This window comes from Acidovorax sp. JHL-3, from assembly GCF_000526295.1.
Taxonomy (GTDB): Bacteria; Pseudomonadota; Gammaproteobacteria; order Burkholderiales; family Burkholderiaceae_C; genus Acidovorax; species Acidovorax defluvii.
Genome location: NZ_JAFU01000001.1, coordinates 1,671,505 through 1,686,777 on the forward strand (window position 1 = coordinate 1,671,505; position 15,273 = coordinate 1,686,777).

Here is a 15,273-nt window from a genome sequence, read left to right on the forward strand (position 1 = left end):
CATGGGGCGGGCGTGGGTGCTGCTGGCTCAACGCGCGTTTCTCACGCGCAGCAACTCGTCCAGGATCAGGCAGGCCGCGCCCACGCTAATGCCGGCGTCGGCAATGTTGAACGCCGGGAAGTGGTAACCCGCCCAGTGGAAGTCGAGAAAATCCACCACATAGCCGTGCATCAGCCGGTCCACCACATTGCCCACGGCACCCCCGAGGATGCTCGACAGCGCAAAGCAAAACAGCTTTTGCCCCGGGTGCGCACGCAGTTGCCAGACGATGAACACCGTGGCGACCACGCCAATGCCCGTGAACAGCCAGCGCTGCCAGCCGCCCGCGTCGGCCAGAAACGAGAAGGCCGCACCCGTGTTGTGCGCCCGCACGATGTTGAAGAAGCTGGTGATGGTGGTGGCATCGCCCAGGCGGTAGTAGCCCAGGATCAGCGTCTTGGTGAACTGGTCGGCCATCAGGATGATGACCGCCCAAGCCAGCCAGGGCCACAAACTGGTGCCCGGGCCACGCACGAGCGAGGTGTTGCCCCGCGCCATCAGGCCACCTTGCGGTCTTCACCGCTGCCAAAGAGGTTGCTGGTGCAGCGGCCGCACAGGGTGGGGTGGGCTGCATCGTGGCCCACGTCGGCGCTGTAATGCCAGCAGCGCTCGCATTTGGCATCAGAACTGGCTTTCGCGCTTACCTGTAAAGCGCTTCCAGCTATCAATTCAATAGTGGATGTGATGAAGACGAACTTCAGATCGTCCCCCAGGCTAGCAAGCAAGGCATGGTCTTCCGGTGCCACCGTCAACGTGACGCAGGCCTGCAGCGAGGCGCCCACCTGGCCGGCGGCGCGCAAGGCCTCGATGTCCTTGTTGACGGCGTCGCGGATCTCGCGAATGCGGCGCCACTTGGCCAGCAGGCCGTCGTCGATTTGGCCCAGCGCCGAGAAGGTCTCCATGAAGATCGAATCGGAGTCGCCAAAGATCTTCCAGGCCTCTTCGGCGGTGAAGCTCAGGAACGGTGCCATCCAGCGCAGCATGGCGTGCGTGATCTGGTGCAGCGCGGTCTGGGCGCTGCGCCGTGCCAGGCTCTTGGGCGCGGTGGTATAGAGGCGGTCCTTGAGTACGTCGAGGTAAAAACCGCCCAGGTCTTCCGAGCAATACAGCTGCAGCTTGGCGACCACGGGGTGAAACTCGTACACCTTGTAGTGGGCCAGGATGTCTTCCTGGAACTGCGCGGCGCGCACCAGCGCGTAGCGGTCGATTTCGAGCATCTGCTCAAAAGGCACGGCGTCCGCGGCGGGGTCGAAGTCGCTCACGTTGGCCAGCAAAAAGCGCAGCGTGTTGCGGATGCGGCGGTACGAATCCACCACGCGCGCCAGGATCTTGTCGTCGATGGCCAGGTCGCCCGAGTAGTCGGTGGCGGCGCACCACAGGCGGATGATTTCGGCGCCCAACTTGCCGCTCACCTCTTGGGGCGAGACGGTGTTGCCCACCGACTTGCTCATCTTCTTGCCCTGTCCGTCCACCGTGAAGCCATGTGTGAGCAACCCGCGGTAGGGCGCGCGGCCATAGATGGCGCTGGCCAGCAGCAGCGAGCTGTGGAACCAGCCGCGGTGCTGGTCGTGGCCTTCGAGGTACAGGTCGGCCTCGGGGCCCTCGTCGTGGTGCATGCTGCCATGCGTGCCGCGCATCACATGCCAGAAGGTCGAGCCCGAGTCGAACCACACTTCCAGGATGTCGGTGCTCTTGGTGTAGTGCACGGCGTCCTCTGCGCCCAAAACCTCTTCGGCCGTCATGCGGCTCCAGGCCTCGATGCCGCCCTGCTCGACTATTGAAGCCGCCTGGTCGATGATTTCCATGGTGCGAGGGTGCAGCTCGCCCGAATCCTTGTGCAGGAAAAACGGCAGGGGCACGCCCCAGCTGCGCTGGCGCGAGATGCACCAGTCGGGCCGGCCGGCGATCATGTCGCGCAGGCGCGACTTGCCGTTCTCGGGGTAGAAGTGCGTCTGCTCGATGGCGGCCAGGGCCGTCTGGCGCAGCGTGCCGGGGGCCTTGTCGGTGGTGAAAACGCCTTCGCCCTCGTCCATGCGCACGAACCACTGGGCGGCGGCACGATAGATCACGGGCGTCTTGTGGCGCCAGCAGTGCGGGTAGCTGTGCGTGATGGTGGTGGTGCCCAGCAGGCGGCCTGCGGCCTGCAGCGCCTCGATGATGATGGGGCAGGCTTTCCAGATATTGAGCCCGCCGAACAGCGCCAGCGATTCGTCGTAGCGGCCGTTGCCCAGCACGGGGTTCAGGATGTCGTCGTACTTCATGCCGTGCGCCACACACGAGTTGAAGTCTTCCACCCCATAGGCGGGCGACGAGTGCACGAGACCGGTGCCGTCGGTGGCGGTGGCGTATTCGGCCAGGTACACGGGCGAAAGGCGTTTGTAGCCGGCATCCACATCGTGCAGCGGGTGCTCAAACTCGATGCCCGCAAGCTTTTCTCCCTGGGCCACGGCCAGCACCTGGCCTTGCAGGTTCCAGCGCTGCAGGCAGGATTCGACCAGCGTCTCGGCAACGATCAGCAGGCCGCGCTCGGTGTCTACCAGGGCGTAGGGCAGCTCGGGGTTGAGGTTGAGCGCCTGGTTGGCGGGGATGGTCCAGGCGGTGGTGGTCCAGATGACGGCGAAGGCGTCTTTGGTCAGCGCGGGCAGGCCGAAGGCGGCGGCCAGCTGGGCCGGGTTGTGCGCCTTGAAGGCGACGTCGAGTGTCTGGCTCTTCTTGTCCTGGTATTCGATCTCGAACTCGGCCAGTGACGAGCCGCAGTCAAAGCACCAGTACACGGGCTTGAGGCCGCGGTACACGTAACCGCGCTCCATCACGCGCTTCAAGGCGCGCAACTCGCCCGCCTCGTTGGCGTAGTTCATGGTCTTGTAGGGGTTGTCCCACTCGCCCAGCACACCCAGGCGCTTGAAGTCCTGCATCTGCTGCGCGATCTGCTCGGTGGCAAACGCCCGGCTCTTGGCCTGCATCTCGTCGCGCGGCAGGTTGCGGCCGTGTAGTTTTTCGATGGCGTTCTCGATGGGCAGGCCATGGCAATCCCAGCCGGGCACATACAGCGCATCAAAGCCTTCGAGCTGGCGCGCCTTGGTGATCATGTCCTTCAAGATCTTGTTCACCGCGTGGCCGATGTGCAGTTGCCCGTTGGCGTAGGGCGGGCCGTCGTGCAGGATGAACTTGGGCTTGCCGCAGCGCGCATCGCGCAGCTTCTTGTAGGTGCCCTGGTCTTCCCACTCCTTGACCCAGCCCGGCTCGCGCTTGGGCAGATCGCCACGCATCGGGAAGGGCGTGTCGGGCAGGTTCAGCGTGCTGCGGTAGTCGGTGGGTGCGGGACTGGCGTTGTCGGACATGGATGGGCCTTAAAACGGGGCATTCCGGGGCTGGCCCGGGTCAAAAACGGGAAGAGGGCACGACAAGCGAGGGGTTTGGCATGCAGGCGCTGCGCAGGCAGCCACCTCAAATTCGGTCGCGCGTGGTCTGGCGCCGGGTCTCGGTGTGCAAACTGGTGAGCGTGAGGGCGTGGGCCGACGCAAAGTAAGCACGTGCATCAGCGCAGTCTTTGGCAATGCCCGCCGTCAGGGCATCAAGACCGTCGTATTTCAGCTCATCGTGCAGTTTGTGCAGCAGTTCCACGCGCACGATTTTACCGTACGCCCCTTCAGGCCCCAGATCGGCGGGCCAGGTCAGGCAATGGGTTTCGAGCAGCACGCGGCCACCGTTCACGTCATGGGGGTCCAGCGAGGGGCGCACGCCCAGGTTCGCCACGCCCGGCAGCGGGGCATTGCTCAGGCCATGCACCAGCACGGCGAAGATGCCGCTGGCGGCGGGCTTCCAGTGGGCAAAGCGCAGATTGAGGGTGCGAAAGCCATCCCCAGCCGCGGCGCTGCTGGCGCCCAGCGCGCGCCCCAGCTTGCGCCCGTGCACGACATGGCCGCTGATGGCGTAGGGCCGGCCCAGCAGGCGCGCCGCCGCTTGCATGTCACCCGCAGCCAGGGCTTGGCGCACGGCCGAGCTGGATACGCGCAGGCCAGGCCCGCTGCTGCCGGGCCGCGCCTGGGGGGCAGAGATTTCGTAGCTGTTCATGCGCGCCACATCAAACCCGTGGGCCGGGCCAGCGGCGTCAAGCATGGCGTAGTCGCCCGCCCGCTGGGCGCCAAAACGGAAATCGTCGCCCACCAGCACATAGCGGGCGCCCAGGCCGCGCACAAGCACCTCGTCGATGAAGGCCTGGGGCGACTGGGCTGCCAGCCGCGCATCAAATGGCAGCACTATGGTTTGCTGCACGCCGCAGCGCTTGAGTTCGGTGAGCTTGTCGCGCAACGTGCCGATGCGCGCCGGGGCCAGGTCGGGCTTGCGGTGCACGCCCGCGAAATAGTCGCGCGGATGGGGCTCGAACGTGAGCACACAACTTTCCACGCCCCGTTGCGCGGCCTCGCTGTTCAGCAGGGCCAGCATGGCCTGGTGGCCCCGGTGCACGCCGTCGAAATTGCCAATGGTCAGCGCACAGGCGCGGGCGATGTCCGGGTGGTGGAAGCCGCGAAAGATTTTCATCGGTTTGATATTGTTTTGATAGCAGTCTGCGCCGATGTATCAAGCGCAAGACGCCAATTTGTCATGAAAACGGAGTATATTGTGACCCACGGATGGCCCGGCGCAGGGCTGCCCGCGAGACATCACCGTTGCGATCCTTGTGTACTTTTGGTCCAGGAGGCGTGTTTTGAAGGTCTTGAAACTGTCAGCCCAAGGGCTGCCCCAATCGTGGATCACGTTGGAGCAGGCGGTGATTCACTACGCTGCCGCAGAGGTGCGCTGGGAATCGGGGGGGCAGATCGCCCGCTTTCGGGGTGGCTACAACGCCATCACGGGCGAGCAATCGGTGATTGCCGTCAACAGCATCATCGGTACCCGGGGCGTGCCGGGCATCAACCCCTTCGATCTCAAGCCCAGTCTCACCAACAGCAAGCTGTTTGCGCGCGACCGCAATGTGTGCGCCTACTGCGGCGGGCATTTTCATGAAGAAGACCTCACGCGCGAACATATCGTGCCGTTTGCGCGCAACGGGCAGAACCACTGGATGAACGTGGTCACCGCATGCCGCCCCTGCAACCACCGCAAGGGCCCGCGCACGCCCGAGCAGGCGCACATGCCGCTGCTGTACGCACCCTACGTGCCCAGCCTGTGGGAAGACTTCATTCTGCGCAACCGGCGCATCCTGGCCGATCAGATGGAGTTTTTGATGGCGCATGTGCCCAAATCATCGCGCTTGCTGGCCTGACAGGGAGGCCCGATGCCTGGTTATGCAGGGCGCGCCGTCTTCGTTGCCGGTAGACTGGTTGTGGTCAAATAAGCGTTTACCCTTGGTTTTTCGGCATGATTGTTCGTGAGCGTCCCTCCGGGCTGCGGTTGTTTCTGGTGCTGCGCGGTTCGGTGCTGCAACGTATCCGCCTGACCCTGCTGCTCAATATCTTGCTGGCAACGCTGGTCACCGTGATGCACGGCAACCTGTTCTCACTCAAGATCACGCTCACCGCCATCCCGTTCACCCTGATCGGCCTGCCGCTGGCGATTTTTCTGGGGTTTCGCAACACCACCGCCTACGACCGCTACTGGGAAGCGCGCAAGCTGTGGGGCGAGATCGTGCACCGCACCCGCACGCTGTCGCGCCAATGCCAGGGCCTGATCGACCTGCCCGACAGCCTGGACGCTGCGCGGCGTGACGACGACGTGCGCATACGCATGGTGCACCGTGCGATTGCATTTGTGCATGCGCTGCGGCTGCAATTGCGCGACCAGCGCGATGACACGGTGCTGCAGCGCTGGCTGACCGCAGCCGAGTTTGAACAGACCCGCAGCAGCCTCAACCCCGCCAGCACGCTCATGCTGCACATGGGGCGCGACCTGGGGGAGTGCGTGCGCCAGGGGCAGATCGAGCCCTGCCTGGCGGTGCCGTTGGATGCCACGCTGTCGTCCCTGACCGCATCTGCCGCATCGTGCGAGCGCATCAAGAACACGCCCGTGCCGTTTTCGTACACCCTGCTGCTGCACCGTACGGCTTACATGTACTGCTTTTTGCTACCCTTTGGACTGGTGGACACCACGGGCTTCATGACGCCGTTTGTGGTGGGCATCGTGGCCTACACCTTCTTTGGCCTGGATGCGCTGGGCGACGAAATCGAGGAACCCTTCGGCCTCGAAAGCAACGACCTGCCGCTCGATACCCTGTGCCGGGCCATCGAGATCAATTTGCGGGAATCGCTGGGCGAGAAGGACCTGCCGCCGCCCTTGTATCCGGTGAATTTTCAGCTGACCTGAACCGTGGACTTGCCGTGAGCGCGGCAAAAAAAACCGCCCGAAGGCGGTTTGTCTTGGTGCACTACCCAAGCTTCAGGCAAACACCCCCGCCGTGTCCTGCATGCGCGCCGACACTTCCCCCAGGTGGTGCAGCGTGTCGCCAAAAGCCACTTCCAGCTGCGTGAGCTTCTTGAAATAGTGGCTCACGATGTACTCGTCCGTCACGCCGATGCCGCCATGCAACTGCACGGCCTGTTGGCCCACAAAGCGCATCGACTGGCCCAGTTGCACCTTGGCGCGGGCCATGGCGGCGCGGCGCTCGGGGGCGGGGGCGCCGAGCTTGAGGCTGGCGTAGTAGCTCATCGAGCGCGCCAGTTCCAGCTGCATCTTCATGTCGGCCACGCGGTGGCGCAGGGCCTGGAAGCTGGCGATGAACACGCCAAACTGCTTGCGCTGGTTCATGTATTCGACCGTGATGGCCACGGTCTTGTCCATCACGCCCACGGCTTCGGCGCAGGTGGCGGCAATGCCGGTGTCCACGGCCAACTCCAGCGCGGCCAGGCCGTCGGTGGTGATGAGCGTGGCGGGGGCGTTGACGAGCTGCACTTCAGCGGCGCGGCTGCCGTCCTGGGTGACGTAGCCCCGCGTGGTCACGCCAGCTGCCGCACGTTCCACCAGGAAGAGGGCGATCTGGCCGTCCAGCTGCGCAGGAACGATGAACGCGTCGGCCTGGTCACCAGCGGAAACTATGCTTTTAATAGCTGTTACCGCATACCCTGATTGTGCTGGGGCCGCTTTTGCCTCGCAAACATCAAGGCGGTAGCGCGCCTTGCGCTCCTGCTGGGCCAGCACCACCAGGGCTTCGCCACTGGCCACGCGGGGCAGCCAGGCCGATTGCACGGCGGCGGGCGCATAGTGCGACAGCACGGCGCTGGCCATGAAGGCCTGAGCGATGGGCTCCAGCACGATGCCGCGGCCCAGTTCTTCGGCCACCACCATGGCGTCTATGGGGCCCTGGCCCATGCCGTCGTGGGCTTCGGGCACGGTGAGCGCGGTCAGGCCCAGCTCGGCCAGCTCGTTCCAGGCGGCGCGGTCAAAGCCACCGGCGGCCACAGCGGCACGGCGGCGCTCAAAGGTGTAGCCCTTGTCCACCCACTTGCGCACGGCGTCGCGCAGTTGTTCCTGGTCGTCAGAAAAATCGAAATCCATGTGTCTCTCCTTGTGCCGGTTGTGGCGTCGTGGCGCCTTCTTCATACAACCAGCGAAGCTCTAGGTGAAACCCCCTCCTGGAGGGGGCACGGCGGAGCAGTCCTGTCGTGCAAAGCGTGGACTGTTGTCGGCTTCAACCGAGCACAGTCTGCGCGACGATGTTTCTTTGCACTTCGTTGCTGCCACCGTAGATGGTGGTCTTGCGCAGGTTGAAGTAGGTGGACGCCAGCGGCGCGTTGGCGGTGACACCGCCGGGGAAGCCTCCCAGCGCCCCTGCGGTAGCGTCACCCTGCCAGCCAGCCTCCATGGCCTCTTCGATGAAGGGCATGGCAAAGGGGCCTGCGGCCAGCATCATCAGCTCGGCATAACGCTGCTGGATTTCGCTGCCCTTGATCTTGAGCAGGCCTGCAATGTCGAGCGAGTTCTTGCCCGATTTTTCGGCCGAGAGCACGCGCAGCACCATCATCTCCAGCGCCACGATGTCTACTTCGAGCAATGCGATCTGGTCACGGAAACGCTGGTCATCCCACACACCTTCGGTTTTGGCGATACGTTTTAAGCGCTCGAGCTCGCGCTTGCTGCGGTTCACGTCGGCGATGTTGGTGCGCTCGTGGCTGAGCAGGTGCTTGGCGTAGGTCCAGCCCTTGTTCTCTTCGCCAATAAGGTTTTCGGCCGGCACTTCGACGTTGTCGAAGAACACTTCGTTGACCTCGCATTCGCCATCGAGCAACTTGATGGGGCGCACGGTGACGCCGGGCGATTTCATGTCCAGCAGCAGGAAGGAAATGCCGGTCTGGGGCTTGCCCTCAGTGCTGGTGCGCACCAGGTTGAACATCCAGTCGCCGTGCTGGCCCAGCGTGGTCCAGGTCTTCTGGCCGTTGACGATGTACTTGTCGCCCACGCGCTCGGCGCGCGTCTTGACCGAGGCCAGGTCCGAGCCCGAGCCCGGCTCGCTGTAGCCCTGGCTCCACCACACTTCGCCGCTGGCGATGCCGGGTAGAAAGCGTTTTTGCTGCTCTGGATTGCCAAAGGCCATGATCACCGGGGCCACCATGACGGGGCCAAACGGAATGATGCGCGGTGCGCCAGCCAGGGCGCACTCTTCTTCAAACAGGTGCTTTTGCACGGCCGTCCAGCCGGGGCCGCCAAACTCTTTGGGCCAGCCAAAGCCGAGCCAGCCCTTTTTGCCCAGAATCTTGGCCCAGCCTTGCAGGTCGTCGCGCGTCAGGCGCAAGGCGTTGTGGACCTTGTGGGAAATTTCCTTGGGCAGGTTGTTTTGAACCCATGCGCGAACTTCTTCGCGAAAGGCCTGTTCTTCGGGGGTGAATGCGAGATCCATGCGGTGCGTCTCCTAGTGATTGCGTGGTTGTAGCACGGGCGTTCGTTTTATTCCTGTCCGGGTGGCGACATCGGGGTGGAGTCAGGGGAAATTCCGAGCTCGGAGCACAGCCGCTGCACCGTGGTGCGCAAGCTGGCCACCTCAAACTCCAGCACCTCCACCCGCGCCTGCAAGGCGGCCGCGCCCATGGCGCTGCCCCCGGTGGCATGCACGCTGGCGCTGCTGGCATCCACCGGCCCGCACAGCAGGTGCGCCCAGCGCTGCTCCCGTGCACCCGGCGCGCGGGGCAATTGCACCACCAGCGGGCCACCTTTTTCGGCGCTGCGCTCCTGCAGCTCGTCCAGAAAGGCTTCGACCGAGGAAATGTCGGCAAACCGGTACCAGCGCTCGGCGTTGATGCGCAACTCGCCCGCCGTTTGCGGGCCGCGCAGCATCAACAGGCCCAGCAGCACGGCCGATTGCTCGGGCACACCCACGCCGCGCTGAAAATTGTGCTCCCACCGCGTGGTGCGGTTGCCGCTGCTTTCGAATGCCAGGCTCAGGAGTTTGAGGGCGTCGAGCGCCTCTTGCGCTCGGGCATCGCTGAGCTGCATTACAGGCTCGCGGCTGGTTTTCTGGTTGCAGCCGGTCAGCAGGCCGTTGAGCGACATGGGGTAGCTGTCGGGCACCGTGCGGGCTTTCTCCATCAGCGTGGCCAGCACGCGGGCCTCGTTGGGCGTGAGGGGGCGGGAGGCGGGGCTGAACGGTGTGGGTGCTGACATGGCAGGGATAATCCGGTGCAAATGAAGAATATCGTGATTTTGATCTCTGGCGGTGGCTCCAACATGGCGACCATCGTCAAGACCGCACAGCAGGAGCAGTGGGAGCAGCGCCATGGCGCGCGCGTGGCGGCCGTGGTCAGCAACAAGGCCGATGCCAAGGGGCTGGTTTTTGCCCGCGCGCAGGGCATTGCCACCGCAGTGCTGGACCACAAGGCGTTTGCCAGCCGTGAAGCGTTTGACGCCGAGCTGGCCGCCACCATCGACCGCCACCAGCCCGCGCTGGTGGTGCTGGCGGGGTTCATGCGCATCCTCACGCCGGGCTTTGTGGCGCATTACGCCGGGCGGCTGATCAACATCCATCCCTCGCTGCTGCCGGCCTTCACCGGGCTGAACACGCACCAGCGCGCCATTGATGCGGGCTGCAAATTTGCCGGTGTGACGGTGCACCAGGTGACGGCCGAGCTGGATGTGGGGCCCATCCTCGATCAGGCCGTGGTGCCGGTGCTGCCCGGCGACACGGCGCAGACACTGGCGGCCCGGGTGCTGACGCAGGAGCATGTGATCTACCCCCGTGCCGTGCGCGCGCTGGTCCGGGCGCTCTAAGCCTGCCCGCTGCAGGTGCAATGATTTCACTATTAAAATAATAGCTGTTAGCGCTTTATGGGTAAGGGCTAGAGCCTATTTTGACTCAAATTCATTGCCGGAACTCGCGCAATCGCCGTACCGCTCAAACCGTGGCCGCACCACGCCGTCGATGAGCACCTGCTCTTCAAACATGGCCGCCGGGCGCACCCACAGGCCGCGCTGGCCATAGAGCGCGCGGTACAGCGTCATGGGCTCCAGGGTCTCGCTGTGGCGCACGGTGTCTATCACCTCGTAGAGCATTCCCTTGTAGTGGCGGTACAGGCCTGGTGGTGTGCGGATAAGTGTGGGCAGGTCGTCGTCGTTCATGGCGGTAATGGCGGGCGATAAGAGAAACGCAGGGTGAGGGATTGCAATCCCTGTAGATTGTCAACGCCCGCTGCGCAGGACTGAGCATGATGGCGCCGGAGGACACGCTGAGGATGCAGCCCTGTCGCTGAACCTTGGGAACCTTGGAGAGTGGGGGCCCGCGCTGATCGGGGTGTCGGTGGGACAATCGGGGCATGCACCCCAAAGTACTTATCGATGCCTGCGCCGAACTCATCCGGCTCACCCTCACCTTCGAACACCCCGCCGACGCTGTGGTCTCGCGGTTTTTCCGCGACAACCGGGGCCTTGGCCCCCGCGAGCGCGCCACGCTGGCCGAGACGGTTTACAACGTGCTGCGCAAAAAGCTGTTGTTTGACCACATGGCCCCTTCGGGTTCCGGCCCCAAAGAGCGCCGCCTGGCCATCCTGGGGTTCCATGGCCCGCGCGACTTTTTGCTGGGCGGCCTGACCGATCAGGAAAAGAACTGGCTCGAACAATGCGACTCCGTCAAGCCCGATGACCTGATGGAGCGGCACCGCCACAACCTGCCCGAATGGCTGGTGCAGCCCCTCAAGGACCAGCTGGGCGCAGGCTTTTGGCCGCTGGTAGAGAGCCTGTCGCAAAGTGCGCCGCTCGATCTGCGCGTCAATGCCTTGAAGGAAAAACGGGCAGATGTGCAGAAGGAGCTTGCGAAAGCAGCTATTAAATCACTAGCGACTCCTTATTCTCCGTGGGGCCTGCGCATTGAGGGCAAGCCCGCGCTGACCAAGCTCGATGCCTTCACGCGCGGTGCCATCGAGGTGCAGGACGAAGGCTCGCAGCTGCTGGCCTTGCTGCTGGACGCCAAGCGTGGCGAGATGGTGGTGGATTTTTGCGCGGGCGCGGGCGGCAAGACGCTGGCCATTGGCGCCACCATGCGCAGCACCGGCCGCCTGTATGCGTTTGATGTGTCGGCCCACCGGCTCGATGCGCTCAAACCAAGGCTGGCGCGCAGCGGCCTGTCGAACGTGCACCCGGCGGCCATTGCCCACGAGCGCGACGAGCGCATCAAGCGCCTAGCGGGCAAGATTGATCGCGTGCTGGTGGATGCACCTTGCTCGGGCCTGGGCACGCTGCGCCGCAACCCCGACCTCAAATGGCGCCAGTCGGCCAAAAGCGTGCAGGAACTGGTGGCCAAACAAACCGCCATCCTGGACAGCGCAGCGCGCCTGCTCAAGCCGGGTGGGCGACTGGTGTATGCCACCTGCAGCATCCTGCCCCAGGAAAACGAGGCCATTGCCGAGGTGTTCAGTGCCGCGCACCCGGATTTCGAGATGCTTGATGCCGGTGAATTGCTCGAGCAGCTGAAGGTGGCGGACGCCCGAAGCCTGTGCAGCGGCGGTGCCTCGGGTACGGGATACCTGCGCCTGTGGCCGCACCTGCACCACACCGACGGGTTTTTCGCAGCAGTCTGGGCCAAAAAGGCCTGAGAAGGGTGAAAGAACCCGTCACGCCCGCTGGGGCACGCCGGATTTTTTCACACTTTCTTACCCGATCAGCGGGGGCGGGTAACGGCCCTGTCGGCTGAAAATGGGCCTGAGCACGGTGCGATGCCCCGAACTCCTGCGGGGCGTAGCACTCCAACATCTGCGCTCCGTTCAGTTGGGTGCGGGTTGGCTGAAGCAAGGGGTCTGATGATGCTGTTACCCGATGGGGCTGTATTGAACGCCGCCGTGGATTGGCTGGGCCATGGCTTGTGGCGCCTGACTTGGTGGCAGATCGTGCTGTACACCCTGGCAACCACCCACCTCACCATTGCAGCGGTCACGATTTTTCTGCACCGCGCCCAGGCGCACCGTGCGCTCGATCTGCACGCTATTCCCGCGCATTTCTTTCGTTTCTGGCTGTGGATTGGCACGGGTATGGTCACCAGGGAATGGGTGGCGATTCACCGCAAGCACCACGCCAGATGTGAAACCGTGGACGACCCCCACAGCCCGCAGACGCGCGGCCTGGGCACCGTGATGTGGCGCGGCGCCGAGCTGTACCGTGCCGAGTCGAAGAACCTGGAAACAATCAAAAAGTTTGGCCACGGCACACCGAACGACTGGATCGAGCGCAACCTGTACAGCCGCTTCAGCTGGCAGGGGGTGGCGCTGATGCTGATTCTGGATCTGGCCCTGTTTGGTGCGCTGGGCGCTGCTGTGTGGGCCGTGCAGATGGTCTGGATACCTTTTTGGGCGGCTGGCGTGGTCAATGGTGTGGGCCACTACTGGGGCTATCGCAACTTCGAGGCGCACGACGCCAGCACCAACCTCTTGCCCTGGGGCATCGTCATTGGCGGCGAAGAGCTGCACAACAACCACCACACTTACCCCACGTCGGCCAAGTTCTCGGTGAAGCGCTATGAGTTCGATATCGGATGGGCCTACATCCGCCTGATGCAGGCGATGGGCTGGGCCACGGTCAAAAAAGTGCCGCCCAGATTGCAACTGGGCGAGGTCAAGCCCGTGGCCGATGAAAAGACGCTGGAGGCCCTGATTGCCAACCGCTATGAAGTGATGGCCGCTTATGCGCGCGGTGTGCGCCAGGCCTGTCGTGCCGAGCTGGCCGCGTTGCAGGCGCGCCAGGCTGATGCAACAGTGCTCAAGGTGGCCAGGCGCTGGCTGCACCGTGATGTGGAAAAGGTGCCCGCCATGGCATTGCCGCAATTGGCGCAGGTGCGCGCCGCTTCGCCCGTGCTCGACACCATGATCACCATGCGCGAGGAGTTGCGCCAGTTGTGGCTGAACACCTCGCGCTCGCGTGAGCAGCTCACGCTGGATCTGCAGGCCTGGTGCCGCCGGGCCGAGGAGAGTGGCATTGCGGCGCTGCATGATTTTTCGATGCGCTTGCGCGCGGCGCAGGCCTGACGGTTGCCCTGATGATGATTGAGCCCCGCCCGCCGGGGCGACAACGCAGCGGGTGTTTTGGCAAATTCGCCCTCGCATGGTGGGCGCGGGCATGAAAAAACCGCCCAACCTTGCGGCAGGGCGGTTTTTCCGAAAGACCTGAGGCTGAATTACTTCAGCTTCATTTCCTTGTATTCGACGTGCTTGCGAGCCTTGGGATCAAACTTCATGATCGCCATCTTCTCGGGCATGGTCTTCTTGTTCTTGGTCGTGGTGTAGAAATGACCGGTACCCGCAGTGGATTCCAGCTTGATCTTGTCGCGTCCGCCTTTGCTTGCCATGGTGCTTCTCCTTAAGCCTGACCACGTGCGCGCAGGTCTGCGAGCACCGAGTCGATACCGTTCTTGTCGATCAAACGCAGGGCAGCGCTCGAAACACGCAGGCGAACCCAGCGGTTTTCGGTCTCAACCCAGAAACGGCGGTATTGCAGGTTCGGCAGGAACCGGCGCTTGGTTTTATTGTTGGCGTGGGAAACGTTGTTCCCGACCATGGGCTTCTTGCCCGTTACGTCGCAGACGCGTGCCATGAGGACACTCCGATACTTTTTAACGGCCGTTCGCTGGGCCCTGGCTTGTTTGCCCAGGTTGGCTAGCGGCCTCACCTCGCCAGAAGGGGTGGCGGTAACCCGATTTGCCTGTTTCGGAGGACCGCAAAAACGGGCCGAATTCAGCAAAGCCGCAGATTATAGCCTGCGGCTCGCTTTTTGTCGCCGGGCCGCCCCAAGACAGATAAGCCCCCACTAGGAGGCAGCGACCCGCACAGCGACGGAGCCTGGGGACGCCCTGGCTTTCTCAAGACTCCTGTTCGAGGAAGCGCTGGGCGTCCAGGGCCGCCATGCAGCCGGTGCCTGCACTGGTGATGGCCTGGCGGTACACATGGTCCTGCACGTCGCCCGCGGCAAAGATGCCAGGCACGCTGGTCTGCGTGGCAAAGCCCTTGAGGCCGCCTTGCGTGACGATGTAGCCGTTTTCCATGGTCAGCTGGCCCTGGAAGATGTCGGTATTGGGCGCATGGCCAATGGCGATGAAGCAGCCTTGCAGCGCGATGTCCTGCGTGCTGCCGTCCACCGTGCTCTTGACGCGGATGCCCGTCACGCCCGTGTTGTCGCCCAGCACCTCGTCGAGGGTGTGAAACACCTTGAGCTCGATCTTCCCGGCAGCCACCTTCTCGTTGAGCTTGTCCACCAGAATGGGCTCGGCCTTGAATTTGTCGCGCCGGTGCACCAGCGTCACCTTGCGTGCAATGTTCGACAGGTACAGGGCCTCTTCCACAGCCGTGTTGCCGCCGCCTACCACGCACACGTCCTGGTCGCGGTAGAAGAAGCCATCGCAGGTGGCACAGCCCGAAACGCCCTTGCCCATGAAGGCCTCTTCGGAGGGCAGGCCCAGGTATTTGGCCGATGCGCCGGTGGCGATGATGAGCGAGTCGCAGGTGTAGGTGCCGCTGTCGCCCGTCAGCGTGAAGGGGCGCTGGCTGAAATCGACCTTGTTGATGTGGTCAAAAATGATCTGTGTCTTGAAGCGCTCGGCATGCTCCAGAAAGCGCTGCATCAGGTCCGGGCCCTGCACACCGTGCACGTCGGCTGGCCAGTTGTCCACCTCGGTGGTGGTCATGAGCTGGCCGCCCTGCGCGATGCCGGTGATGAGCACCGGGTTCAGGTTGGCGCGCGCCGCATAGACAGCCGCCGTATAGCCTGCAGGGCCAGATCCGAGGATCAGAACTTTCGCGTGTTGGGTGGTGGACATGGACTAAACCTGTGTTT

General features: G+C 63.8%; 15 protein-coding genes. 5 read left to right on the forward strand and 10 right to left on the reverse strand.

The features are described from left to right. Positions 1-27: 27 nt before the first annotated feature. The 3 genes from lspA to K226_RS0107925 all read right to left on the reverse strand — a co-directional run bounded on the left by lspA (position 28) and on the right by K226_RS0107925 (position 4,581). On the reverse strand, positions 28-537 hold the full coding sequence (gene lspA / locus K226_RS0107915; RefSeq protein WP_024814292.1) for a signal peptidase II: 510 nt from the start codon (positions 535-537) through the stop codon (positions 28-30). Beyond that, positions 537-3,380: an isoleucine--tRNA ligase gene (gene ileS, locus K226_RS0107920; protein ID WP_024814293.1), complete on the reverse strand. Its 2,844-nt coding sequence runs from the start codon at positions 3,378-3,380 to the stop codon at positions 537-539. Before ileS ends, lspA begins: the two co-directional genes overlap by 1 nt. 106 nt (positions 3,381-3,486) lie before the next feature. Next, the gene (locus K226_RS0107925; RefSeq protein ID WP_024814294.1) at positions 3,487-4,581 is read right to left on the reverse strand and encodes a bifunctional riboflavin kinase/FAD synthetase; all 1,095 of its coding nucleotides are present in this window, start codon (positions 4,579-4,581) and stop codon (positions 3,487-3,489) included. 166 nt (positions 4,582-4,747) lie between these two features. Between K226_RS0107925 and K226_RS0107930 the strand changes: the two genes are divergently transcribed. Together K226_RS0107930 and K226_RS0107935 are read left to right on the forward strand one after the other, a co-directional pair. Beyond that, on the forward strand, positions 4,748-5,305 hold the full coding sequence (locus K226_RS0107930) for an HNH endonuclease (RefSeq protein WP_024814295.1): 558 nt from the start codon (positions 4,748-4,750) through the stop codon (positions 5,303-5,305). A gap of 95 nt (positions 5,306-5,400) precedes the next feature. Then, a complete protein-coding gene (locus K226_RS0107935) occupies positions 5,401-6,342 on the forward strand; it encodes a bestrophin family protein (RefSeq protein ID WP_024814296.1) in 942 nt (313 codons plus the stop codon). 72 nt (positions 6,343-6,414) lie between these two features. Here the strand turns inward: K226_RS0107935 and K226_RS0107940 are convergent, their stop codons facing one another. The 3 genes from K226_RS0107940 to K226_RS0107950 form a co-directional block, all read right to left on the reverse strand. Then, positions 6,415-7,530, reverse strand: a complete 1,116-nt coding sequence (locus K226_RS0107940) for an acyl-CoA dehydrogenase family protein (RefSeq protein WP_024814297.1) — start codon at positions 7,528-7,530, stop codon at positions 6,415-6,417. A gap of 133 nt (positions 7,531-7,663) precedes the next feature. Further along, positions 7,664-8,869, reverse strand: coding sequence for an acyl-CoA dehydrogenase family protein (locus K226_RS0107945; RefSeq protein WP_024814298.1), 1,206 nt, complete (start codon positions 8,867-8,869; stop codon positions 7,664-7,666). Positions 8,870-8,916: 47 nt separating this feature from the next. Next, positions 8,917-9,630, reverse strand: a complete 714-nt coding sequence (locus tag K226_RS0107950) for a YceH family protein (protein WP_024814299.1) — start codon at positions 9,628-9,630, stop codon at positions 8,917-8,919. Positions 9,631-9,651: 21 nt separating this feature from the next. Here K226_RS0107950 and purN point away from each other — a divergent pair, with 21 nt between their 5' ends. Then, entirely contained in the window at positions 9,652-10,233 is a 582-nt protein-coding gene (gene purN, locus K226_RS0107955; protein WP_024814300.1) for a phosphoribosylglycinamide formyltransferase, read from the forward strand. A gap of 75 nt (positions 10,234-10,308) precedes the next feature. Here purN and K226_RS0107960 read toward each other — a convergent pair whose 3' ends face one another. Next, the gene (locus K226_RS0107960; RefSeq protein ID WP_024814301.1) at positions 10,309-10,581 is read right to left on the reverse strand and encodes a DUF1653 domain-containing protein; all 273 of its coding nucleotides are present in this window, start codon (positions 10,579-10,581) and stop codon (positions 10,309-10,311) included. A 194-nt stretch (positions 10,582-10,775) separates the two neighbouring features. On the opposite strand from K226_RS0107960, the gene K226_RS0107965 reads away from it, so the two are divergent. Together K226_RS0107965 and K226_RS0107970 are read left to right on the forward strand one after the other, a co-directional pair. Continuing rightward, positions 10,776-12,050 (forward strand): RsmB/NOP family class I SAM-dependent RNA methyltransferase, encoded by a 1,275-nt coding sequence (locus K226_RS0107965; protein ID WP_024814302.1) that lies wholly within the window; start codon positions 10,776-10,778, stop codon positions 12,048-12,050. A gap of 207 nt (positions 12,051-12,257) precedes the next feature. After that, entirely contained in the window at positions 12,258-13,472 is a 1,215-nt protein-coding gene (locus tag K226_RS0107970; protein ID WP_024814303.1) for a fatty acid desaturase, read from the forward strand. A gap of 149 nt (positions 13,473-13,621) precedes the next feature. Here K226_RS0107970 and rpmG read toward each other — a convergent pair whose 3' ends face one another. The 3 genes from rpmG to trxB all read right to left on the reverse strand — a co-directional run bounded on the left by rpmG (position 13,622) and on the right by trxB (position 15,256). Continuing rightward, complete coding sequence (gene rpmG / locus K226_RS0107975; protein ID WP_005797189.1) at positions 13,622-13,792, reverse strand: 50S ribosomal protein L33; 171 nt, start codon at positions 13,790-13,792, stop codon at positions 13,622-13,624. 11 nt (positions 13,793-13,803) lie between these two features. Beyond that, positions 13,804-14,037, reverse strand: a complete 234-nt coding sequence (gene rpmB / locus K226_RS0107980) for a 50S ribosomal protein L28 (RefSeq protein ID WP_007859763.1) — start codon at positions 14,035-14,037, stop codon at positions 13,804-13,806. 265 nt (positions 14,038-14,302) lie between these two features. After that, on the reverse strand, positions 14,303-15,256 hold the full coding sequence (gene trxB / locus K226_RS0107985; protein WP_024814304.1) for a thioredoxin-disulfide reductase: 954 nt from the start codon (positions 15,254-15,256) through the stop codon (positions 14,303-14,305). Positions 15,257-15,273: the final 17 nt, after the last annotated feature.